We start from the raw sequence: 21,092 nt of genomic DNA, 5'->3' as shown, positions 1-21,092 counted from the left end.
GCCCTCCCCTAACCCCTCCCGCGAGCGGGAGGGGAATTAAACCGGCGCACGGTGCTCGCCGGGTGACGCGCCAGCGCGTCATCGACACGCGCGGGACGGTCCATCAATTCGCCCCGGCAATTGGGGCAGCGATCATCGAGCGCTTCGGCGCATTCGGCGCAGAAGGTGCATTCGAACGAGCAAATGAACGCGCCCGCTTCATCGGCGGGCAAATCCACGCCGCAGCGTTCGCAATCGGGGCGCATTTCGAGCATCAGCCAGCCGCCACACGGACGGCGTCACAGATGCGGTCAACCACCGCCTCCACCTGCGCCGGGTCATCGCCCTCGGCCATCACGCGGATAACGGGCTCAGTGCCAGACGGGCGGATCACGAGCCGCCCCTTGCCCTTCAGTTCAGCCTCAGCCTCGGCAATCACCGCCTTCACCGCCTCGGCTTCCAGCGGCTTGCCACCTGCGAACCGCACATTCTTCAGCAATTGCGGCAATGGCTCAAAGCGGTGCAGCAGCTCGCTCGCCGGTGCGCCTGCCCATACCAGTTCGGCGAGGATCTGCAGCGCCGCGACCAGGCCGTCACCGGTCGTCGCATAATCGGACAGGATGATATGCCCCGATTGCTCACCACCGACATTATAGCCCTGCGCGCGCATCGCCTCGAGCACATGGCGATCGCCGACCGCAGTGCGCACCAGGCCAATGCCCTGCGCCGCGAGGTGCCGCTCAAGCCCGAGATTGGACATGACCGTCGCGACCAGACCGCCATTCTTCAATCGCCCGCTGCGCGCCCAGCCACTGGCGATCGTCGCCATCAACTGGTCGCCATCGACGACATGCCCCTTCTCGTCGACCACGATCAGCCGGTCGGCATCGCCGTCGAGCGCGATGCCGAGCTGCGCGCCGCTCGCCACCACCGTCTCGCACAAGGTCTGCGGCGCGGTCGAGCCGACGCCGTCATTGATATTCCGGCCATTGGGCGTCACGCCGATCGCAACGACATCGGCCCCCAATTCCCACAAGGCAGTCGGCGCGACGCGATACGCCGCGCCATTGGCGCAATCGACCACGATACGCATGCCGTCGAGCCGCAGATTTTCCGGGAAAGTCGATTTGGCGAAATGGATATAGCGACCCTGCGCGTCGTCCACGCGCCGCGCGCGGCCAATTTCGGCAGCGGGCGACAGCGCGATCTCACCATCGATCAACGCCTCGATCGCGGCTTCGTCGGCGTCGGACAGTTTATAGCCATCGGGGCCGAACAATTTGATGCCATTGTCGAAGAAGGGATTGTGGCTGGCCGAGATCATCACGCCCAGATCGGCGCGCATCGACTGGGTCAGCATCGCCACCGCCGGCGTCGGCATCGGCCCCAACAGCACTACGTCCATACCAACGCTGGTGAAGCCCGCCACCATCGCCGATTCGAGCATATAACCCGACAGGCGCGTGTCCTTGCCGATCACCACGCGGTGCTTGTGGTCGCCGCGGCGGAAATGCGCGCCGGCCGCCATGCCGACCTGCATTGCCATCGCCGCGGTCATCGGGGCTTTGTTGGTCAGACCACGAATCCCATCGGTGCCGAAATATTTTCTTGCCATCAGCCCTCATCCATTGGGTTATGCCCGTATCTTCAGAGGTGCCTGATAGCGCCGCTTACGGATAAGGGCGAGTATGTCTGCAACGTTGAATAGCCCGTCGACACGGATCCTCGTGTCGCTGGGCGCTGGATTACTCCTTGGCATCGCTTTTGCCACCTGGCTGCCGGCGGCGGTGCCCGGAGCGACCGCAGTGGCGCAACCGATCGGCTCGGCCTGGCTCAACGCGCTGCAAATGACGGTGATTCCGCTGGTCTTCTCGCTTTTGGTCACCGGCATCGCGTCGACCGCCGAGGCCGCACGCAGCGGCGCAGTCGCGGCGCGCGCGATCAGCATCATTCTGGTGGTGATGGTCAGCAGCGCGGTCGCGGCGGCGCTGCTGACCCCGCTGTTCCTCGGCCTGGTGCCGATGCCCGCCGCCTCTGCCGCCGCCTTGCGCGGCGCGCTGGTGAATGTCGGCCCGCCCGGCGCGGTGCCGCCGCTCGGTGAGTTTCTGGCGGGCATGGTGCCCAATAACGTCATCGCCGCCGCTGCCAATGGCGGGTTCCTGTCGCTGATTCTGTTCGCGTTGATCTTCGCCTTTGCCCTCACCCGCATCGACGCCACGGGCCGCACCGCCTTGCTGACCTTCTTTTCGGCGATCCGCGATGCGATGCTGGTGATGATCGGCTGGATCATCTGGATCGCGCCGATCGGCGTGTTTGCGCTGGCGCTGACGGTCGCAGCCAAGACGGGCACGGCGGCGGTCGGCGCGCTGTTCCACTATATCGTGACGGTGTCCTCGGTCGGGATCGTGGTCAGCCTGTTTGCGGTGCCCGTCGCCGTCTGGGGGGGCGGCATCGCGCTGGGGCGGTTCGTACGCGCTTCGCTGCCGGTGCTGGCGGTCGCGCTCAGCACGCAATCCTCGCTCGCCAGCCTGCCCGCGATGCTGCGCAGTTCGGAGGAAATGGACGTGCCCGTCGCAACCTCGGGCGTGGTGCTGCCGCTTGCCGTTGCGATGATGCGCGCGACCGGCCCGGCGATGAACCTGGCGGTCGCCATCTATGTCGCGGCCTGGTTCGGCGTGCCGCTGACCTTCGCGACGCTCGCCGCCGCCACCGTGGTCGCCGTGCTCACCTCGCTTGGCTCGGTCAGCTTGCCCGGGCAAATCAGCTTCATCAGCGCAATCGCGCCGATCGCGGTGACCCTCGGCGTGCCCGTCGCCCCGCTTGGGCTGCTGGTCGCGGTCGAGACGATGCCGGATATTTTCCGAACCCTTGGGAACGTCATCTTCGATCTGGCGGTTACGCTGACCGTGGCAGCGCGGGGTGACAAGGTCCCGCTATCCGCCGCCGACACCTTGCTGCAGGAACACCATTCATGAAATATCGCACGCTTGGGCCCGATCTCACGGTTTCCGCACTTGGCCTCGGCTGCATGCCGATGGCGGGCGTCGGTGCCAATATGTACGGCGCTGCGAACGAAGCCGAGAGCATCGCCACCATCCACCGCGCGATCGAGCTGGGCGTGACGCTGTTCGACACCGCCGAAGTCTACGGCCCGCTGATCAACGAGGAACTGGTCGGCCGCGCCATTCGCGGCAAGCGCGATCGCCTGGTGATCGCGACCAAATTCGGCTTCCGCTTTGGCGACGATGGCAAAGTATCCGGCGTCGACAGCACCCCCGCCAACATCCGCCGCGCGTGCGAAGGCTCGCTCCAGCGGCTCGGCATCGACACGATCGACCTGTTCTACCAGCACCGCGTCGATCCGAACGTGCCGATCGAAGACACCGTCGGCGCGATGGCCGAGCTGGTGCGCGAGGGCAAGGTGCGCTTCCTCGGCCTGTCCGAAGCGAGCGCCGCCACGCTGCGCAAGGCCGCGGCAGTGCATCCGATCGCGGCGCTGCAATCCGAATATTCGCTGTGGGAGCGCGATATCGAGGAAGAGATCCTGCCCACGTGTCGCGAGCTCGGCACCGGTTTTGTACCCTACAGCCCGCTCGGGCGCGGTTTCCTGACGGGTCAGATCACGTCGCGCGATGACCTGCCCGAGGGCGATTATCGCCGCAACGACCCGCGCTATTCGGAAGAGAATTTCGCCGAAAACCTCAAGATCGTCGATGTCGTCAAGCGGATCGCCGCCGCCCACGGTGTCAGCGGCGCGCAGGTCGCGCTCGCCTGGTTGCTGGCGCAGGGCGAGGATGTCGTGCCGATCCCCGGGTCCAAGCGCCGCGCGACGCTCGAGGACAGTATGGCGGCCGTGGAGGTCAGCTTAACCGCCGAAGACCTGACCGCGCTCGATCGCGCCGCGCCGCGCGGCGGCACGGCGGGGCCGCGTTATGGGGGCCCAATGATGAAGATGGTCCGGCTCTAGCGATAGACCCAGCGCCACAGCCCCGCCGCCACCCCGGCGATGGGAAGGTGCGCCCAGGTCGCGGCCAGCCAGATCACCACCCCGCCCGCAAGGTCATGCGGGCGAAAGCCGCCGAAGCGCGCGCGCCCCTGCGCGATGGCGAGGAACGGCCAATAGCTCGTCTTGCGCTCCCAATCGCGCCACAACTCGGGTTGCAGCGCTTCCTTCTTGCGGTCCTGCAACGCGGCACCAACCAAGGCGAGCACGATAATCGCCACTGCGACGATGATGTTGGCGGCGATCGGGTAGACCGCAATATGGCACAGCCCCCATAAGGCGAACGCCCACAGCATCGGGTGCCGCGTGACGCTGAACACCCCGCGCGCCGTGGCGGGCGCGGCGGCAACCGGCGGCCCGGGCAACGCGGGATTGCCGAGCAGCGATCCCATCAGCAGCACGCTCGCCAGCAGCATCACCAGCGTCACCGGCCCCCAAATCCCCTCGCCCACCGCCCATAAGGGCGCGGTGGCGGGGGCGGCACGATAGGCATGCGCCAGCCAGCCCAGCGTGGCGAAGGCGACCAGCGCGTAGATCCCCATGAACCCGTTCGCACCGACCGCCTTGACGATCGGGCTGCGCAGCGGATGCGACAGCAGGAAATGCGTCCCCACAAACGCCACCGCCGCCGCGGCCACCTGTTCCAGACCGTCCACTCGCGCTTCTCCCCGCTTATTTGACTCCGTTCATCCACTTCTTCAGCGGCAACGACAAGAGCAACAGCAGCACGCCGAGCCCGATCGCCACTTCGGCGATCGTCGTGAACACGCCGACATAGGTGTCGAGGCTGACCTTGAGGTTGGTCACCTGTCCGCCGACCGTGTCGACGCTGGCGAATTGGGCGATCACGCCCGCCACATATTGCGCGACCGAGATCGACAGGAACCACACCCCCATCATCAAGCCGACCACGCGCGCGATCGACAATTTGGTGATCATCGAGAGGCCGACCGGCGAGATGCACAATTCCGCCAGCGAATGGATCACATAGAGCCCGGCCAGCCACCACAGGCCGACCTTGAAGTCGGGCCCGACAAAGCGCGTGCCCAGCACCAGGAACAGGAAGCCCGCACCCACACCCATCAGCGCGATCGCGAACTTGATCGGGATCGACGGCTCCAGATTGCGCTTGGCCAGCGCGCCCCACAGCACGCTCATCACCGGCGCCAGCAGCATGATCGCGATCGAGTTGAAATTTTGCGTCTGCGGCGCGGACAGCGAGAACAGCCCGAACACGCTGAGATTGGTGTTGCGGTCGGCGAACAGCGTCAGGCTCGATCCGGCCTGCTCGAACAGCGTCCAGAAGATCACGTTGAAGGTGACCAGCACCATCGCCGCCATCATCATCTGGAATTCGGTGCGGTTGCCCGCGAACCACGACCAGAGGATGATGCCAGGGACCGAAACGAGGAAGGTGCCGAACAGCAATTTCCCCATCACCGACAGCGATTCGAGATAGCCGATAAAGCCCGATCCCGCGACCGGCGGCTCGGCCGCCATCAGATTGACGAACAACAGATAGAAGACCGGCACCGCCAGCAGCGCGCAGCCATAGATCAGCAGCGCCGGGTCACGGCCGGTGCGCGCCGGCGGATTGCCGACATCGCTCAACCGCCCGCCATGGAAGCTGATCATCGCCCAGGACACCAGCATCACCACGCCCGCAAAGCCAAGGCCGATCGGCCAGCCGAACATGTCGGCCAGGATCGGACAGAGGATCTGCCCGAGGAACGAGCCGGTATTGATCCCCATATAGAAAATCGTGAAACCCGAATCGCGGCGGCGGTCGCCCTGCGCATAGAGTTCGCCAACCATCGTCGAGATGTTGGGCTTGAAGAAGCCGTTGCCCATCGAGATGAGCGACAAGGCGATCAGCAGCACCATCGTCAGCACCGGGTCGCGATCGGCACCATCGCTATAATGGCCGGCGGGCACGCTGCGCGCGACGCTGCCATCGGCGGCGAGCAGCGCCAGGCTGCCATCGTCATTGCCGCGAATTTTCAGCTTGCGCGTGCCATCGACGACATAGCGCGCTTCCTTGGGGTCGCTGCTCGGCGCATCGCGGAAACGCTCGACCACCACCTCATACCGCTGACCGTCGATCACCGCATAAGGCTTGGCCGGTTGCCCACCGAAGGCGAGCGTGAAATAGCCGATCGCCATGATCAGCGCGCCAAAGCGCACCGCGCGTTTCGATCCGAGATATTGGTCCGCCAGGAACCCGCCGACCAGCGGCGTGAGATAGACCAAGGCGGTATAGCCGCCATAAAGCCCGGTCGATGCGCGATCGCCGAGCACGAAATGCTTGGTCAAATAGATGGTGAGCAGCGCGCGCATGCCATAATAGCCGAAACGCTCCCACATTTCGGTGCCGAACAGCCAGAACAGCGGCTTGGGGTGGCCGAACCACGTTTTCCCATCGGCCGGATTCACGTGCGAAATATCCGGCTCTCGCGGGGTATCCGCGGTCGGGGTGTCCACCATGTACGAAAGCTCCCTGAGATGCGTGGTGCCTGTATGGTCGGCCCCATTGGTTACCGCAGAGACTAACGCCAATCGCGGGTGTGTAAATATGCGAGCGTCGCGGCTATGGCACAGCCATGCTCAACGACCGCACCAGCCCGCTCTCGCTCCTCGCCACCCGCCGCTCGGGCCGCCCGCGCGATCTGGTCGCGCCCGGCCCCGATGCAGCGCAGCTCGACCAGATCCTGGAAATCGCCGCGCGCACGCCCGATCATGGCAAGATCGCCCCGTGGCGCTTCGTTGTGGTAGGGCCCGAACAGCGCGACGCGCTCGCCACGGTGATCACCACGGCCTATCGCGCCGAACGCCCGCAGGCCGCCGCGACCGAGATCGTCGCGCTCGAACAGTTCGCGCAGCAGGCCCCCACGCTCGTCGTCCTGCTCTTCTCGCCGCGCACCACCAGCCATATTCCTTTGTGGGAGCAGGAACTGTCGGTGGGCGCAGTCGGCATGAACCTGCTGCACGCCACGCATGCGCTGGGCTTTGCCGGGGGCTGGCTGACCGGCTGGCCGAGCTATTCGGACGCGGTGCGCGATGCGTTCGGCGCAGCGCCGGAACGCATCGCCGGATTCTTCTTTCTCGGCACGCCCGCCCGCCCGCTGGAAGAACGCCCCCGCCCCGATCTGAGCGCGATCATCACAAAGTGGGAGGTGTGAAGCACTGGACAAAAACGTCGCTTGCTGTATTAGGGTAGCATGACAGCCCTGAACAGCGAAGACAGCCCGGTCTATATCAAGCTGCGCGGCACCATTTCCGCGGCGATCCTGCGCGGGGACTTCCGCGCCGGCGACCAGCTTCCCTCGGTCCGCGCGCTTGCCGCCGAACACGGTGCCAACCCGCTGACCGTCGCCAAGGCCTATCAGAGCTTCCAGGACGATGGCTATGTCGAGGTGCGCCGCGGCGTCGGCATGTTCGTGCTGCCCGGCGCCGCCGAAAAGCTACGCGCGGCCGAGCGCGAGCATTTCGTCAAGACCAGCTGGCCACGCATCGCCGCGCATATCGACCTGCTCGGGCTCGATGCGGCGGATCTGCTGGAGCGCGAAAAGGCCTAAGCGCCCACACCCCCTCCGTTCGCCCTGAGCCTGTCGAAGGGCACCTTTCCCCGCGCGAACGCTGCGCCTGTGGAGAGCGGGGCTTCGACAGGCTCAGCCCGAACGGCGAGTGATAACCATTGAAGGCCAACCCCGCTCCGTTCGCCCTGAGCCTGTCGAAGGGCACCTTTCCGCAAGGGAGCACCGTCGCAAGCCGTGCGCAGGGGCTTCGACAGGCTCAGCCCGAACGGATCTGGAGAAGAGCGCCGGGTTTGGCTACGCCTCCACCACCCCCAGCGCCGCCACCTCCTCGGCGCTCAGCGTAATCCCGAACATCATGCTCAGCCGCATCCGGTAGACGCGCGGATCGGTGATCGTCGCTTGCGTTTCCTCGCCCCCGGCGCGGCGGCGGTAGCGCGCGTCGGTCAGCGACGCCAAGCCGTTGGGCAGCACGACGCTGACCACGCCCATCTGGCGAAAACGACTCTCGCGCGCGGTCGACGTCCAATGGTTGCTGAGCGCGAGATCGACGGGATGCACCGGCACCGCCGCAAAGCTATATTGCGGTTGAAACCCGCTGCCGGTGCCGCGCCCATCGGTGGTCGCGGGGTCGCCGTCGCGCAGCAGCATCCAGCCATGCGCGTCGTGCTGCTCGAGCCGGAAGGTCGCACCATCGGGCGCGGTCACCTCTGCCCCGGCGATCAGCGGCATTGGCGGGGTGTAGCTGCCGCCGAATCCGGCATCGGCGATCCAGGTTTCCTCGCCGAGCGTGACGAGGCTGAAAGTGTGCGTCAGCGGCGGCACGTCGTTCGCCCCCAGCCAGACCCGCGCGAGCACCGGGCTCGCAACGAAGCCCAACGCCGCCAGCGCATCGAGGAACAGCCGGTTATGCTCGAAACAATAGCCGCCGCGCCCCGCAATCACCAATTTGGCGAACACCGAATCACTGTCGATCGCGATCCCGCGCCCGAGCAGCACGTCGAGATTCTCGAACGGGATCGCCAGCCGGTGCGCGCGCTGCAGCGCCGCCAGACCGTAGGAATCGACGGTCGGGCGTGCTGGCAGGCGGATACGGGCGAGATAGGCGTCGAGATCGAAAGCAGCGTCGCTCATGCGGCAAACGCCTCGGCCGCCACCGAATAGAGCACATCCGCCGTGGCCGTCGCCGCCGCCTTTAGCCCCAGCGCCTCGGGCACGATCTGCGCGACATAGAAACGCGCCGCCGCCACCTTCATGCTCAGAAACGCGCGATCGCCCTCGGCGGTGGCTGCGATGCGGCCCGACCGCTCCATCAGCCAGCCGCACACCGCGACCGACAGCATCGTCAGGAACGGATAGCTCGCGGCCAATTTGTCGTCGGCGGACAGCCCCGCCATGCCGCGCCCGATCTCGTCACAGGTGTCGATCAGCGTGCGGAGCGCCGCATCCTCGGCCTCGGCGCGCATATCGGCGATCAGGCGGGCGAACACCCCGCCATTGTCGAGCCCGAGCTTGCGCCCGACCAGATCGGCCGCCTGGATGCCATTGGTGCCTTCATAGATCGGGGTGATGCGCGCATCGCGGAAGAACTGCGCCGCGCCCGTCTCCTCAATATAGCCCATGCCGCCATGCACCTGGATGCCGAGGCTGGCGACTTCATTGCCGATATCGGTGCCATGCGCCTTGGCGAGCGGGGTGAGGATATCGAGCCGCTCCTGCCCGCCTGCCTGCCCCAGCGTCGCGCGATCAACCTGCGACGCGGCATAATAAACCAGCGCGCGCGCCGCCTGGGTCTGGGCTTTCATCCGAAGCAGCATCCGGCGCACATCGGGATGCTCGACGATCTTGACCGGCTCGGCGCTGCCCGATCCGGCGCGCGGCGATTGCACACGCTCCAGCGCATAGCCGACCGCCGCCTGCGTCGCGGCTTCCGCCACCTGCACGCCCTGCAAACCGACATTGAGCCGCGCATTGTTCATCATCGTGAACATCGCGCGGATGCCGCCGAATTCGCCGCCGATCAGCTCGCCGATGCAGTCATCGTTGTCGCCAAAGCTCAGCACGCAAGTCGGCGAGGCGTGCAGCCCCATCTTATGCTCGATCGAAACGACGCGGACATCGTTGAACGCACCCGGCGTGCCATCGGCGTTCAGCCGATATTTCGGCACCAGGAACAAGGAAATCCCCTTGGTCCCGGCAGGTGCCCCCGGCGTGCGCGCGAGCACGAGGTGGACGATATTGGGGGCCATGTCATGGTCGCCAAACGAGATATAGATCTTGGTGCCCTTGATGCTCCATTTGCCATCGCCGAGCGGCTTGGCCTGGGTGCGCAAAGCGCCGACATCGGAGCCCGCCTGCGGCTCGGTCAGGTTCATCGTCCCGGTCCATGCACCGGTCGCCAGATGCGGCAGATACTGCGCCTGCTGTGCGGGGCTGCCATGATGCGCCAGCGCCTCGATCGCGCCGACCGTCAGCGTGGGGGCCAGCGCAAAGCCCATATTGGCGCTGCCGAGCGTATCGAGCACCGCGGTCTGGATCGCAAAGGGCAGGCCCTGCCCACCGAATTCCTCCGGCACGCCGATCGTGCCCCAGCCACCCTCGACATAATCCTGATAGGCCTTCACGAAACCCTCGGGCATCACCACGCCTTCGGGCGTCCATTTCGCACCGACGGTGTCGCCCGCGCGCAGCAGCGGCGCCCATTCGCCCGCCGCCAATTGCCCAACGCCTTCGAGCACGGCATCGACGACGTCATCGCTCGCGGCGGCGAAACGGTCGGTGGCGGCGAGATCGGCAATGCCGACGACATGATCGAGCACGAAGCGCTGATCGGCGGTGGCGGGGGTGAACATCGGGCATCCTCTTATGCAACAGGCTTTGCCCGGCTATAGCCCGCGATAATGACCACGCCAAACCCGCCTTTTGCGACGCAGACCTTACGCTACGGCGCGGCTGCAATCGCCGCCGCCGCCGCGCTGATCGCTGAGGGCCAGCCCGTCGCGATCCCGACCGAGACGGTCTACGGCCTCGCCGCCGACGCCACCGATTCGCACGCCGTCGCGCGGATTTATGCGGCAAAAGGGCGACCGAGCTTCAACCCGCTGATCGTGCATGTGCTCGATCTGGCAGCCGCGCAGGCGATCGCCACGTTCGATGAGACGGCGCTGGCGCTGGCGTCGGCCTTCTGGCCGGGGCCGCTGACTTTGGTGCTGCCGCTCCGCGCCGATGCCGGGATTGCCGCGCTGGTCACCGCCGGCCTGCCGACGGTTGCGATCCGTGTCCCCGCGCACCGCGCGATGCGCGCGCTGCTCGCCGCCACCGGAAAACCGCTCGCCGCGCCCTCGGCCAATGCCAGCGGCGCGATCAGCCCGACCCGCGCCGAGCATGTCGTCGCCAGTCTCGGCGGGCGTATCCCGCTGGTGGTGGACGACGGCGCGACCGAAGCGGGTCTGGAATCGACGATCGTGGTGGGGCGGGAGATTTTGCGGCCGGGGCCGATCACGGCGGAGGCGCTGGCTGGGTTTCTTGGCACCCTCCCAACCCCGGACGACCACCCCGGCGAAGGCCGGGGCCCAGTCGCGAGCCGAGAATCATCGGGCGCTGCGCACGCCATTTCCGCCATCTTAGCTGGGCCCCGGCCTTCGCCGGGGTGGAAAGAAGGGGAAAGCCGCGAGATCACCGCCCCCGGCCAGCTCGCCAGCCATTACGCGCCGCGCAAGCCGCTCCGCCTGAACGCGACGAAAGCCGCTTCTGACGAATATCTCATCGGCTTCGGCTCCGCCGTCGGCATCGAGTCGCTCTCCCCCTCCGCCAATCTGACAGAAGCCGCCGCCAATTTGTTCGACGCACTCCACCGCGCCGACGCCAGCGACCGCGCGCGCATCGCAATCGCGCCGATTCCGAACGAGGGCATCGGCACCGCCATCAACGACCGTCTCGGCCGCGCAGCGCATCGGGATTAGCCGAGCACTCTTTACGATTGCGAAACGATATCTATGATCGCGCGGACACAGTGGGGGGCGCGCAATGAGCAACACGCAACGGGGTCTGGCGGAACTGATTGGCACTTTCTGGCTGGTGTTTGGCGGTTGCGGCAGCGCCATCCTCGCGGCGGGGTTTCCCACGCTCGGCATTGGGTTCGTCGGCGTGTCGCTTGCCTTCGGGCTGACCGTGCTGACGATGGCCTATTCGATCGGCCACATTTCGGGCTGTCACCTCAACCCGGCGGTAACGGTCGGATTGTGGGCGGGCGGGCGCTTCCCCGCCAAGGACATCCCGCTCTACGTCATTGCGCAAGTGGTCGGCGCGTGTCTGGCGGCATTGTTGTTGTGTGTGGTGGCCAGCGGCAAGGCCGGGTTCGATCCCGTTGCGAGCGGGTTCGCCGCCAACGGCTTCGGCGATCATTCGCCCGGCGGCTATTCGCTGCTGGCCGGGCTTGTCATCGAAGGCGTGCTGACCTTCTTCTTTCTGCTCGTCATCATGGGATCGACCGATACGCGCGCACCCGCCGGTTTCGCGCCAATCGCGATCGGCCTCGCGCTCACGCTGATCCACTTGATCAGCATTCCGGTCACCAACACCTCGGTCAACCCTGCGCGCAGCACCGGCCCGGCGCTGATCGTCGGCGGCTGGGCGCTGCAGCAGCTATGGCTGTTCTGGCTGGCACCGCTGGTCGGCGGCGCGTTTGGCGGCTTTGCCTATAAGGCGCTGGGTGCGGACTCGAAGACCAAACCGCCCATCTCTGGCGAGGCGCTCTAAGCCGCGACCGCCTTCGAGCGCGCCGCAAAGCTCTTGCGCAGCTTGGCGAGCTTGGGCGGGATCACCGCCAGGCAATAGGGGTTCCGCTGGCCTTCGCCTTCCCAATATTGCTGGTGATAATCCTCGGCCGGATACCATTCGGCCATCGGCTCGATCGTGGTGACGATCGGTGCGGGCCAGTCCGCCGCAGCGCGCAGCTTGGCGGCCTCGGCCTCGGCGCGCTGCGCATCGTCCGCCGGGAAGATCGCCGAGCGATATTGCGTGCCCACGTCATTGCCCTGACGGTTGAGCTGCGTCGGATCATGCGTTGCAAAGAACATGTCGAGAATGTCGCCATAAGACACCTGATCGGTATCGAAGGTCACGCGGATCGCCTCGGCATGGCCGGTATCGCCGCCGCACACCTGCTTATAAGTCGGGTTGGGCACGCTGCCGCCAATATAGCCGCTCTCGACGCGTTCCACGCCGATCACATCCTTGAACACCGCCTCGGTGCACCAGAAACATCCGCCTGCCAGGGTTGCGACTTCGCTTGCCATCATTCGCTCCTCGTTTAGGGCTGCAAGATAGGGACGCGGGGCCCGGACAAAAAGAGCGAGGGTAGAATGCTGGACGGATCGGTGCTGGTAACGGGCGGTGCGGGCTATATTGGCAGCCATGCAGTCTTGGCCCTGCTCGATGCGGGGCACCGCGTCGTGGTCTATGACAATCTCAGCACCGGCTTTGACTGGCTGGTCGATCCTCGTGCGACGCTGGTGCGCGGCGAAATCGAGGACGATGCGCACGTACGCGCGACGATGCGCGACCATCAGGTGCAAGCGGTGATGCACTTTGCCGGATCGATCATCGTGCCCGAATCGGTCAGCAATCCACTCAAATATTATCGCAACAACACCGTCGCCAGCCGCGCGCTGATCGAAAGCGCGGTCGTCTCGGGCGTCAAGCACTTCATCTTTTCCTCGACCGCCGCGACCTATGGCACGCCGGTGCGCTTGCCGATCGCCGAGAGCGACCCGACCGTGCCGATCAACCCCTATGGCACCTCCAAGCTGATGACCGAGGCGATGCTGCGCGATGTCGCCGCCGCGCATCCGATGAACTATGCCGCCTTGCGCTATTTCAACGTGGCGGGTGCCGATCCGCAGCAGCGCGCCGGCCAATCGACCATCGGCGCCACTCACCTCATCAAGATCGCGGTCGAGGCGGCGCTGGGCAAGCGCGAGACGGTCGGGGTCTATGGCACCGATTATGACACGCCCGATGGCACGGGCGTGCGCGACTATATCCATGTCAGCGATCTGGCGGCGGCGCATGTCGCAGCGCTCGACCTGCTGATCGCAGACCCCGCCAAGAGCCACACGCTCAACGCGGGCTATGGCAAGGGCTTCTCGGTGCTCGAAGTGCTCGACGCGGTCGACCGCGTCACCAACCGCAAACTCAACCGCGTCATTGAGGGCCGCCGCGCGGGCGATGCGGGCGAACTGGTCGCCGACAATCGCGCAATCCTGGCAACGCTCGACTGGACGCCCCAGCGTGCCGATCTCGATCTCATCGTGCGCGATGCGCTGGCGTGGGAGCGCAAGCTGAGCGAACGCTAGCCCCCCCCCCCCCGCGCGCACCTACGAATTTTTGGGGGTAGTCGCGTGCCCGTCCCCGACTTAGGCCAAGGTATGGAGATGCCGGGGAAAGACGCCTGTTGGGCGCTAACCGAAAAGGAAAAGCAGACGCTCCGCCTGATCGTGCGCGGTCACGACGCGAAGTCGGTCGCGCGCAGCCTTGGCCTGTCGGTCCATACGATCAACGAACGCCTGCGCGATGCGCGGCGGAAGATGGCGGTTTCGAGCAGCCGCGAGGCCGCGCGCCTGTTGCTCGACGCCGAAGGCGGCGCGGGGTTAGCGCACCCCGATTTCTTAGGGGACGTGCGAATCGGGGACGACGCGATCGACTCCCTCGACGATCAGGACGGCACGCCGGTGGTCGGCGCGGGGCGTGCCTACCGCCCCTCCTCACGTCTGATCGGAGTCGTTCTCATGACGCTTGTCCTGTCCCTCCTGGCCCTGGTCGCGCTGCCGCAGAACCCCACGACCGCGCCGCCAACCGCGACCACCGCACCGGCCAATGCAGAGGCGGTGGCGGCGGCGCTCAACTGGCTCGACCTTGTCGATCGGTATGACTGGGACGCAAGCTATCGCGGCACCGGCCCGGCGTTCCGCAAGCTCAACACGTTGCAGGTCTGGTCGCGGACGTCGCAGCGCGTTCGCGTGCCGCTTGGCGCGGTGATCTCGCGGGGAGTCGTCAGTGCGGAGGAGGTCCCGGCACCGCCGGCCGGCTACACGATGGTCAAGTTCCGCACCAGCTTCGCCAACAAGGCCGACGCGATCGAAACGGTCACGCTCGATCGCGTCGATGGCCGCTGGCAGATCGTCGGGGTGACGATCGGCTGAGCCCAGAGCCTGGGCGCTTGGTGCGCTCCCCCCTCCCGAACACGGGAGGGGGACGCCGCATCAGATCGCCTTGCTGATCCCGAACAGGAAGCCGCGGCGCGCGCCGAATTGCGGCGCGCCCACGCCAACGCCGGACCCGTCGCGGATTTCATACACGCGGTCGGCCACGTTTATGATGTCGGCGCGGATCGTCACGCCCGGGCCCTTGAACTCATGGCTCGCGGTCAGGTTGAACACGGCATAGGGCGTCAGCTTGCCGCCATTGGGCACGTCGCCATCCTTGCGCAGGCCCGAGCCGTAAATCATGCTACCGCCCACGCGGCTGTCGCGCAGAAAGCCCTGATCGAACCGGTACGACACGCCCGCCGACCCGGTATAGGTCTGGTCGTGGTCGAGATAGATGTAGTTCTTGGCGATATAAGCGAGATCATCGGGCGAGAAGTTGAACTGGCCCGAGGCGATCGAAAACCCTTTGGCCTTGGCGTAAGAGAAATTGGCATAGGCCAGCAACGGGCCATGCTGATACGAAATATTGCCTTCGATCCCGTCGATCCGCCCGCGCGCATAGTTGAACGGCGTCAAGATGATCGGCGCGCCGAACTGGCCCTCATCGACCAGATTCTTCGAACGCCGGTGATACGCGTCGATGCCGAGCGTGAACCGCCCGATCTTCTGTTCGGCACCAATGTCGAAATAGTCCTGCCGCTCGGCAAAGGGCACGGTGGCGAGCGGGGTGTTGACGCCATCGTCACCGGGTGCCTGCGCGCTGGTAAAACGGTATTTCAGCACGCTGGTGGTGGCGACGTTCGAGAACGGCGCAGGCGAGAAATAGCGCGCGTAGCCGGCATGGAGCGTGAGCCCCTTTGACGGCGTGAGCACCGCGTTGATGCGCGGCGAAAACTGCGATTCGGAACGATAGCCGTCATAATGATCGAACCGGCCGCCGAAATTGACGATCAGCGGCTCGGCGATCTTCCACTCGTCCTGCAGATAGACGCTATAGGTCATCTCGGTCTTGGCACCATTGTCGACGACCGTGAACGGCTGGCCGATTTGCGCGCCCGTGCCATCCACCGGGAACACCTGGCTCGAGGTCTGGCTGTTGCTGCGGTCGCGCGACACGATCACGCCGCCACGCAGGGTGTGCGCATCGCTGGCGCGGTACACGCCCTCGACTTGGCCGCCAAAGGTGAAGTCCTGCTTGAACGCCTTTTGCGCGATGCCGTTGAACAGCAATTCGCCAAGCGTATCGGGCGTGTAACGCAAGCTGGAATAGCGCGCGAACAGCGATGCCTGCAGCGTGACGGGGCCAGCATCGTGCAACAGGCTGGCGAGGCCGAAGGCGGTGCGCTCGTGCTGCCGCTCATCGAGGGTGTCGCTGAGGAAATTGCTGACGCCGCCGACAGTATAGCCCTTGCTGGGCGTCAGGCCGCGGGGATTGGGAATCTGGAAGCTCTGGTCGGAATAGCCGCCCATGAACGACACGCGATTATTCTCGTTCAGCGTGTGGTCGACATAGACGAAGCCCTGATATTGGTTGGTCTCATCATGCAGCGGGGTGCGGCCACCATCGACCGCCTCGATCCCGATATTGCTGTGCTTGTAGCTGCCGGTGACGAAATAATTGGTTTTGCCCGTGGAGCCGCCATAATCGAAGCTCGGCTGGATCGTGTCGTTGGTGCCACCATAAAGCGACACTTCGCCGCCATTTTTGAAGCCATTCTTGGTGGTGATGTCGATAATGCCCGCCGTGCGCAGCCCATATTGCGCGGGCAATGCGCCGGTGCGCAGATCGAACCGTTCGACCAGCCGCGGGCTCAGCGTCTGCCCGAATACGGCGACGCCTTCGGGCAGGATCGTGCCGTTGATGCGATATTGCAGGTTGTTATGGTCGTCGCGCACGTGAAACTGGCCGCCGCCATCCTGCACCACGCCCGGCAATTGCAGCAGGATCTGGTTGAGCTGCTGATTGTCCCCGCCGGGCAAAGCGCGGATCGTTTCGCTGGTGATGGTGTAGGTCGTCGCACCGAGGCTGGGCTGGATCGACGCGCGCGCGGCATCCAACCGCCCCGTCACGACGATATCCGGTCCGCTGTTGGTCTTGTCGGTCGCGGCACCCGGCGCATCCGCCGTCGCCGCCGGAGCGGCTACCGAATCGGCATAAGCGGTGGCGGGCACGAAAAACAGCAAAGCGGCGCTGGACAACAAGGTGGCTCGAAACATGCGGGGGACGGCCTTTCAGAGAACGATGCTGCAGTGCGATAGATGTTATGTAATACTATATCAAGGCCAATTCGTCGTCTCCCGGAAACGATTCGGCCATGCAGGCGGGTGCGCCGGGCAAGATTGCTGGGCGATGAATGGAACGGCAGGTTTACGGCCGCCGAGCGCGGGTGTCCGCCCCCAATTTGCGGCCCAGCGCCCACCAGCCCAGCGCCCAAATCGTACCGAACACCCAGCCGCCGACGACGTCGCTCGGCCAATGCACATGCAGATAGAGACGGCTGACCCCGATCAGGACCACCAGCACCGCCGTTGCCACGAGAATATAGACACGCGCGGCGTGGCCATGCACCGTCTGCACCAGCAGCAACGCCAAGGTGAGGTAGACGATAGCGCTGTTGGCGGCATGGCCGCTCGGGAAGCTAGCCGAGGACACCGCAACGAGCCGTTCGTCGAGCGGCGGTCGTACTCGCGCCACCAGTCCCTTGATCAGCGTCACCACCATCGACCCCGACGCCGTTCCCGCGACCACCAGCGCAAGCGTTACCCAGCGCCGCTGCACCGCGAGGAACCCGCCCGCCAGCACCACCGCCAGCAACAGCACCGTGCCGCCGCCCAGCGCCGTTATATCCACCATCATCTGGGTCATCATTGTCGCTCCCTGCGGGTGGAACGCCGCAGCTTGGCTTTGGGTGGCAGAGCGCCGTCAATCGGGCAGGACGAGCGCTTCGTCGAGATAGTCGAGCAGCGCGCGCACGCGCGGCGCAAGCCGGTCCTGCGCCGAATACAGCGCATGGATATCCTCGCCGTCGCCCGGATTATAGGCGGCCAACACTTCGACCAACCGCCCGCCTTGCAGGTCGCCCGCGACGTGAAACCGCGAGAGGCGCGCGATTCCGCCGCCGGCCACCGCCATCAAACGGACGACATCGCCCGAATTGCCGAGAAAGGCACTTTCAACCGCGCGATGCACCACGCGCTGCCCAAGCCGAAACGGCCAACCATCGATCGATCGCCGAAAACTGAACTGCAAGCAGCGATGCGCATCAAGATCGTCTGGCGTTTGCGGCATGCCATAATGCGCGAGATAGGACGGGCTGGCGACCAGCAGCATCTTGCTGTGCCCAAGCTTCTTCGCGCGCAAGCGGGTGTCGCGCAGCGGCCCGATTCGGATCGCGATATCGGCGCGTTCCTCCACCAGATCGACGAGTGCATCCGACAAAGCGAGATCGACCAGGACATGCGGATAGCGCGCCGTGAAGGCGGGCAGCAGCGGCAGCAGGCACTGCGTTCCGAACGGCACCGATGCGTTGACGCGCAGCGTTCCGCGCGGCTCCTGCGTCTCGCGCCCCAGCCCGCTTTCCACCTCGGCCATGTCGGCGACCAGTCGCGCCATGCGCTCGCGATAGCGTTCGCCTTCGGCGGTCAAGGCCAGCGAGCGTGTCGTCCGGCGCAACAGCACGACCCCCAGCCGCGCCTCGAGCCGGGCGACGCTGCGGCTGACCGCAGACGGTGTCAGCCGCAGTTCTTTGGCCGCAGCCGCCAGGCTGCCCGCGCGCGCTGCCGCCAGGAAAATCTCGATATCGCCAAGCCGATTGTCCATCGCCTTTCATGATATCGAATCACTTCTGAATTGTAATCCTGCCTTCTAATCACGAATGGCCGGTCGCCTTATCTTCGCTGCATCCAAGACAACGCGAGGAAATTACGATGGACCTGCAACTGAACGGCAAAACCGCGATCGTAACGGGATCGACCGCCGGCATAGGCTTGGCGATCGCCAAACGGCTGGCGGCCGAAGGCGTCGAGGTCATCGTCAGCGGGCGCGACCAGGCCAAGCTCGACGCGGCAGTCGCGGAAGTCGCCGCGCTCGGCACGGTGCGCGGCGTGCTCGCCGATGTCGCCACTGCCGAGGGAGCCGCCACGCTGATCGCCGCCGCGCCCGATGTCGACATCCTCGTCAACAATCTCGGCATTTACGAGGCCAAGCCCTTCGTCGAGGTGAGCGATGCGGAATGGCATCGCTTTTTCGAGGTCAACGTGGTCAGCGGCATCCGCCTTGCCCGGCAGTATTTCCCGCGCATGCTGGCGCGCGATTGGGGCCGCGTGATCTTCATCGCCAGCGAAAGCGGCCTGCTGCCGCCAGCCGAGATGATCCATTACGGCATGACCAAAACCGCGCAATTGTCGATTGCGCGCGGCCTGGCCGAGCAAACGCGCGGCACCGGGGTGACCGTGAATTCGGTGCTGCCGGGGCCGACCCGGTCGGAAGGGATCGTCGATTTCATCCAGTCGGTGGTCGAGCATAAGCAAGCCTCGGCTGCCGAGCAGGAAGTCGAGTTCTTCGAAAAGCTGCGCCCGCTTTCGTTGATCCGCCGCCTGATCGAGGCCGACGAAATCGGCTCGATCGTGACCTATCTCGCCAGCCCGCTGGCCGCCGTTACCAATGGTGCTGCGATCCGCGCCGAGGGCGGGATCATTCCGACGATCGCCTAATGTCCAGTCCCGCTGCCGACGGCGCTTTACCGTCGGCAGCGCGGGCAGCGGTGCGAGGAACGGCGACCGATCGTTGGGAATGGTGGGCCCGTCGGGACTCGAACCCGAGACCTACAGATTAAAAGTCCGTTGCTCTACCAACTGAGCTACGGGCCCACTCGGCGCTTGCGTTAGGAGCGCGTTCGGGCGCGGTCAACCCAGGGGTGCACGCTTGTGCAACCGCGCATGCAACTGGCGGATGCTCAGACCCGTCACCGGATCGCGCCAATCGGGGGCAATCGTGCGGAGCGGATCGAGGACGAAGCCGCGGTCGCGAAAGGCGATATGCGGCACGGTGAGCGCTGCCGTTCCCCACGAACCGCCCGACCACAGCACGATGTCGAGGTCGATCACCCGCGCGCCCCAGCGCGCGCCCCGCCGCCGCCCGAACGCGCGCTCGATCGCCTTCAGCCGCGCGAGCATCGCGGGCGGCGCGAGCGGGCTCTCCAGCAGCACCGCGGCATTGGCAAAGCGCCGGATCGAGGGTCCGAGCGGCGCGCTGGCGATGATCGGCGAGACCGCGACCACGCCGCCCAAAGCGGCGATCGCGGCGCGCACTTCGGCGACCGGGCCGCCATGGCGGCCACGCCGGTTGGAGCCGAGCGCGATGGCATAGGTTGAGCTTTGCACCGAAACACGCCTATCGCACCTTGATGAACTTCGCACCCAGCCCCATCCCACAAACCGAACCCCCGCGCGATTGCCCGCGCTGCCCGCGCCTCGTCGCCCTGCGCGAAAGCCTGCAGGCCGAGCATCCCGATTGGTGGAACGGCCCCGTCACCGCCTTTGGCGATCCCGCCGCCTGGCTCGGCATCATCGGCCTCGCACCCGCGCAATATGGCGCGAATCGCACCGGTCGCCCGTTCACCGGCGATCGCTCCGCCCCCTTGCTGTTCGGCACGCTCGCCAAATTCGGCCTCGCCAGCGGCGAGTATGAAGGCAAGCCCGACGATACGCTGGCACTCGACGGCGCGATGATCCTCGACGCGGTCAAATGCCTGCCGCCCGAGAACAAGCCGACGCCCGAGGAAATCCGCACCTGCCGCCCCTTCCTGGAGGGGCAGGCGGCGGCCCTCCCGCACGCGCGCATCTTCGTCGCACTGGGCCAGACCGCGCACCAGTCAGCGGTCAAGATGCTCGGCGGCAAGCTGCCCAAATGCCGCTTCGGCCACCTCGCCGAACACCGCATGCCCGATGGCCGTATCCTGATCGATAGCTATCACTGTTCCAGCTACAATCAGAATACCGGGCGGCTGACGACCGAGATGTTCGAAGCGGTGTTCGCGCGGGCGCTGGAACTGCGGGACTCGCAGTAACGGCGTTTTGGGGTTAGAATACCGCCTTCTGAACGGAGGCTTCCAATGCGGATTGTCCCTTTGATGGTGTTGGCACCCATGATGATCGCGGCTGCGCCAGACGCCAAAACGGCCGCGATCAAGCCGATGTGTCAACATTACGGTGCCATCGTGGCTGGTGGCCCCATGCCCACCGCCAGCATTCGCCCGCTCGGGCAGGAACCGCCCGCGCAGCAAATCGCGGCAGTGCTGCGCACGGTCGATGGCTGCCAGAAACCGTTGGTCGTGCGCGCCGAAGTGGGGACGCCGCGCCACTGAAACC

22 protein-coding genes and 1 tRNA gene are annotated in these 21,092 nt (G+C 65.8%); 11 read left to right on the top strand and 12 right to left on the bottom strand.

Annotated features, from left to right (window positions below):
- Positions 1-8 precede the first annotated feature (8 nt).
- Both H4W01_RS21595 and glmM read right to left on the bottom strand, forming a co-directional pair.
- Positions 9-254, bottom strand: coding sequence for a DUF1272 domain-containing protein (locus H4W01_RS21595; RefSeq protein ID WP_010406210.1), 246 nt, complete (start codon positions 252-254; stop codon positions 9-11).
- Entirely contained in the window at positions 254-1,594 is a 1,341-nt protein-coding gene (glmM, locus tag H4W01_RS21590) for a phosphoglucosamine mutase (protein WP_209613123.1), read from the bottom strand. The genes H4W01_RS21595 and glmM overlap by 1 nt, the downstream gene beginning before the upstream one ends.
- 73 nt (positions 1,595-1,667) lie before the next feature.
- Between glmM and H4W01_RS21585 the strand changes: the two genes are divergently transcribed.
- Positions 1,668-2,954, top strand: a complete 1,287-nt coding sequence (locus H4W01_RS21585) for a dicarboxylate/amino acid:cation symporter (RefSeq protein WP_010406205.1) — start codon at positions 1,668-1,670, stop codon at positions 2,952-2,954.
- Positions 2,951-3,946 (top strand): aldo/keto reductase, encoded by a 996-nt coding sequence (locus H4W01_RS21580; RefSeq protein ID WP_209613122.1) that lies wholly within the window; start codon positions 2,951-2,953, stop codon positions 3,944-3,946. The genes H4W01_RS21585 and H4W01_RS21580 overlap by 4 nt, the downstream gene beginning before the upstream one ends.
- Here the strand turns inward: H4W01_RS21580 and H4W01_RS21575 are convergent.
- Both H4W01_RS21575 and H4W01_RS21570 read right to left on the bottom strand, forming a co-directional pair.
- Positions 3,943-4,638: an NnrU family protein gene (locus tag H4W01_RS21575; protein WP_209613121.1), complete on the bottom strand. Its 696-nt coding sequence runs from the start codon at positions 4,636-4,638 to the stop codon at positions 3,943-3,945. The genes H4W01_RS21580 and H4W01_RS21575 overlap by 4 nt on opposite strands.
- A 16-nt stretch (positions 4,639-4,654) precedes the next feature.
- Positions 4,655-6,466, bottom strand: a complete 1,812-nt coding sequence (locus H4W01_RS21570; protein WP_209613120.1) for a peptide MFS transporter — start codon at positions 6,464-6,466, stop codon at positions 4,655-4,657.
- A 116-nt stretch (positions 6,467-6,582) separates the two neighbouring features.
- Between H4W01_RS21570 and H4W01_RS21565 the strand changes: the two genes are divergently transcribed.
- A complete protein-coding gene (locus H4W01_RS21565) occupies positions 6,583-7,161 on the top strand; it encodes a nitroreductase family protein (protein WP_209613119.1) in 579 nt (192 codons plus the stop codon).
- Positions 7,162-7,200: 39 nt separating this feature from the next.
- The gene (locus H4W01_RS21560) at positions 7,201-7,557 is read left to right on the top strand and encodes a GntR family transcriptional regulator (RefSeq protein ID WP_010406195.1); all 357 of its coding nucleotides are present in this window, start codon (positions 7,201-7,203) and stop codon (positions 7,555-7,557) included.
- A gap of 255 nt (positions 7,558-7,812) precedes the next feature.
- On the opposite strand, the gene H4W01_RS21555 is transcribed toward H4W01_RS21560, so the two are convergent.
- Both H4W01_RS21555 and H4W01_RS21550 read right to left on the bottom strand, forming a co-directional pair.
- Positions 7,813-8,649, bottom strand: coding sequence for an arylamine N-acetyltransferase family protein (locus H4W01_RS21555; RefSeq protein WP_209613118.1), 837 nt, complete (start codon positions 8,647-8,649; stop codon positions 7,813-7,815).
- On the bottom strand, positions 8,646-10,367 hold the full coding sequence (locus tag H4W01_RS21550) for an acyl-CoA dehydrogenase (protein WP_209613117.1): 1,722 nt from the start codon (positions 10,365-10,367) through the stop codon (positions 8,646-8,648). The genes H4W01_RS21555 and H4W01_RS21550 overlap by 4 nt, the downstream gene beginning before the upstream one ends.
- A 48-nt stretch (positions 10,368-10,415) precedes the next feature.
- On the opposite strand from H4W01_RS21550, the gene H4W01_RS21545 reads away from it, so the two are divergent.
- Both H4W01_RS21545 and aqpZ read left to right on the top strand, forming a co-directional pair.
- Positions 10,416-11,477, top strand: coding sequence for an L-threonylcarbamoyladenylate synthase (locus H4W01_RS21545; RefSeq protein WP_209613116.1), 1,062 nt, complete (start codon positions 10,416-10,418; stop codon positions 11,475-11,477).
- Between the two features lie 64 nt (positions 11,478-11,541).
- Entirely contained in the window at positions 11,542-12,273 is a 732-nt protein-coding gene (aqpZ, locus tag H4W01_RS21540) for an aquaporin Z (protein ID WP_209613115.1), read from the top strand.
- On the opposite strand, the gene msrA is transcribed toward aqpZ, so the two are convergent.
- The gene (gene msrA, locus H4W01_RS21535) at positions 12,270-12,812 is read right to left on the bottom strand and encodes a peptide-methionine (S)-S-oxide reductase MsrA (protein ID WP_209613114.1); all 543 of its coding nucleotides are present in this window, start codon (positions 12,810-12,812) and stop codon (positions 12,270-12,272) included. The genes aqpZ and msrA overlap by 4 nt on opposite strands.
- Positions 12,813-12,878: 66 nt before the next feature.
- On the opposite strand from msrA, the gene galE reads away from it, so the two are divergent.
- Entirely contained in the window at positions 12,879-13,871 is a 993-nt protein-coding gene (gene galE, locus H4W01_RS21530) for a UDP-glucose 4-epimerase GalE (protein WP_209613113.1), read from the top strand.
- Between the two features lie 78 nt (positions 13,872-13,949).
- Positions 13,950-14,717: a helix-turn-helix domain-containing protein gene (locus H4W01_RS21525; protein ID WP_209613112.1), complete on the top strand. Its 768-nt coding sequence runs from the start codon at positions 13,950-13,952 to the stop codon at positions 14,715-14,717.
- A 60-nt stretch (positions 14,718-14,777) separates the two neighbouring features.
- Here H4W01_RS21525 and H4W01_RS21520 read toward each other — a convergent pair whose 3' ends face one another.
- The 3 genes from H4W01_RS21520 to H4W01_RS21510 form a co-directional block, all read right to left on the bottom strand.
- The gene (locus H4W01_RS21520) at positions 14,778-16,940 is read right to left on the bottom strand and encodes a TonB-dependent receptor (RefSeq protein WP_209613111.1); all 2,163 of its coding nucleotides are present in this window, start codon (positions 16,938-16,940) and stop codon (positions 14,778-14,780) included.
- A gap of 151 nt (positions 16,941-17,091) precedes the next feature.
- A complete protein-coding gene (locus tag H4W01_RS21515) occupies positions 17,092-17,592 on the bottom strand; it encodes a phosphatase PAP2 family protein (RefSeq protein WP_209613110.1) in 501 nt (166 codons plus the stop codon).
- A gap of 54 nt (positions 17,593-17,646) precedes the next feature.
- On the bottom strand, positions 17,647-18,543 hold the full coding sequence (locus H4W01_RS21510; RefSeq protein WP_209613109.1) for a LysR substrate-binding domain-containing protein: 897 nt from the start codon (positions 18,541-18,543) through the stop codon (positions 17,647-17,649).
- A gap of 107 nt (positions 18,544-18,650) precedes the next feature.
- Between H4W01_RS21510 and H4W01_RS21505 the strand changes: the two genes are divergently transcribed.
- Positions 18,651-19,436, top strand: coding sequence for an SDR family NAD(P)-dependent oxidoreductase (locus tag H4W01_RS21505; RefSeq protein ID WP_209613108.1), 786 nt, complete (start codon positions 18,651-18,653; stop codon positions 19,434-19,436).
- Between the two features lie 80 nt (positions 19,437-19,516).
- On the opposite strand, the gene H4W01_RS21500 is transcribed toward H4W01_RS21505, so the two are convergent.
- Together H4W01_RS21500 and folK are read right to left on the bottom strand one after the other, a co-directional pair.
- Positions 19,517-19,592 (bottom strand) — tRNA-Lys (locus H4W01_RS21500).
- 36 nt (positions 19,593-19,628) lie between these two features.
- Entirely contained in the window at positions 19,629-20,105 is a 477-nt protein-coding gene (folK, locus tag H4W01_RS21495) for a 2-amino-4-hydroxy-6-hydroxymethyldihydropteridine diphosphokinase (protein ID WP_209613107.1), read from the bottom strand.
- Positions 20,106-20,128: 23 nt separating this feature from the next.
- On the opposite strand from folK, the gene H4W01_RS21490 reads away from it, so the two are divergent.
- Entirely contained in the window at positions 20,129-20,791 is a 663-nt protein-coding gene (locus tag H4W01_RS21490) for a uracil-DNA glycosylase (protein WP_029622786.1), read from the top strand.
- Positions 20,792-20,836: 45 nt separating this feature from the next.
- The gene (locus H4W01_RS21485; protein ID WP_209613106.1) at positions 20,837-21,088 is read left to right on the top strand and encodes a hypothetical protein; all 252 of its coding nucleotides are present in this window, start codon (positions 20,837-20,839) and stop codon (positions 21,086-21,088) included.
- Positions 21,089-21,092 lie beyond the last annotated feature (4 nt).

Source organism: Sphingomonas sp. PL20 (assembly GCF_017875905.1).
Taxonomy (GTDB): Bacteria; Pseudomonadota; Alphaproteobacteria; order Sphingomonadales; family Sphingomonadaceae; genus Sphingomonas; species Sphingomonas echinoides.
Note: the sequence above shows the minus strand (reverse complement) of the source record. Positions and strands in the feature narration are given on the sequence as shown.

Coding starts and splice junctions, on each gene's coding strand:
- H4W01_RS21525 (WP_209613112.1), top strand. CDS start 13,950: ATGCCGGGGAAAGACGCCTGTTGGGCGCTAACCGAAAAGGAAAAGCAG.
- H4W01_RS21510 (WP_209613109.1), bottom strand. CDS start 18,543: ATGGACAATCGGCTTGGCGATATCGAGATTTTCCTGGCGGCAGCGCGC.
- msrA (WP_209613114.1), bottom strand. CDS start 12,812: ATGGCAAGCGAAGTCGCAACCCTGGCAGGCGGATGTTTCTGGTGCACC.
- H4W01_RS21505 (WP_209613108.1), top strand. CDS start 18,651: ATGGACCTGCAACTGAACGGCAAAACCGCGATCGTAACGGGATCGACC.
- H4W01_RS21520 (WP_209613111.1), bottom strand. CDS start 16,940: ATGTTTCGAGCCACCTTGTTGTCCAGCGCCGCTTTGCTGTTTTTCGTG.
- H4W01_RS21595 (WP_010406210.1), bottom strand. CDS start 254: ATGCTCGAAATGCGCCCCGATTGCGAACGCTGCGGCGTGGATTTGCCC.
- H4W01_RS21560 (WP_010406195.1), top strand. CDS start 7,201: ATGACAGCCCTGAACAGCGAAGACAGCCCGGTCTATATCAAGCTGCGC.
- H4W01_RS21570 (WP_209613120.1), bottom strand. CDS start 6,466: ATGGTGGACACCCCGACCGCGGATACCCCGCGAGAGCCGGATATTTCG.
- H4W01_RS21550 (WP_209613117.1), bottom strand. CDS start 10,367: ATGTTCACCCCCGCCACCGCCGATCAGCGCTTCGTGCTCGATCATGTC.
- H4W01_RS21555 (WP_209613118.1), bottom strand. CDS start 8,649: ATGAGCGACGCTGCTTTCGATCTCGACGCCTATCTCGCCCGTATCCGC.
- glmM (WP_209613123.1), bottom strand. CDS start 1,594: ATGGCAAGAAAATATTTCGGCACCGATGGGATTCGTGGTCTGACCAAC.
- H4W01_RS21545 (WP_209613116.1), top strand. CDS start 10,416: ATGACCACGCCAAACCCGCCTTTTGCGACGCAGACCTTACGCTACGGC.
- H4W01_RS21485 (WP_209613106.1), top strand. CDS start 20,837: ATGCGGATTGTCCCTTTGATGGTGTTGGCACCCATGATGATCGCGGCT.
- H4W01_RS21565 (WP_209613119.1), top strand. CDS start 6,583: ATGCTCAACGACCGCACCAGCCCGCTCTCGCTCCTCGCCACCCGCCGC.
- H4W01_RS21580 (WP_209613122.1), top strand. CDS start 2,951: ATGAAATATCGCACGCTTGGGCCCGATCTCACGGTTTCCGCACTTGGC.
- galE (WP_209613113.1), top strand. CDS start 12,879: ATGCTGGACGGATCGGTGCTGGTAACGGGCGGTGCGGGCTATATTGGC.
- aqpZ (WP_209613115.1), top strand. CDS start 11,542: ATGAGCAACACGCAACGGGGTCTGGCGGAACTGATTGGCACTTTCTGG.
- H4W01_RS21515 (WP_209613110.1), bottom strand. CDS start 17,592: ATGATGACCCAGATGATGGTGGATATAACGGCGCTGGGCGGCGGCACG.
- H4W01_RS21490 (WP_029622786.1), top strand. CDS start 20,129: ATGAACTTCGCACCCAGCCCCATCCCACAAACCGAACCCCCGCGCGAT.
- H4W01_RS21585 (WP_010406205.1), top strand. CDS start 1,668: ATGTCTGCAACGTTGAATAGCCCGTCGACACGGATCCTCGTGTCGCTG.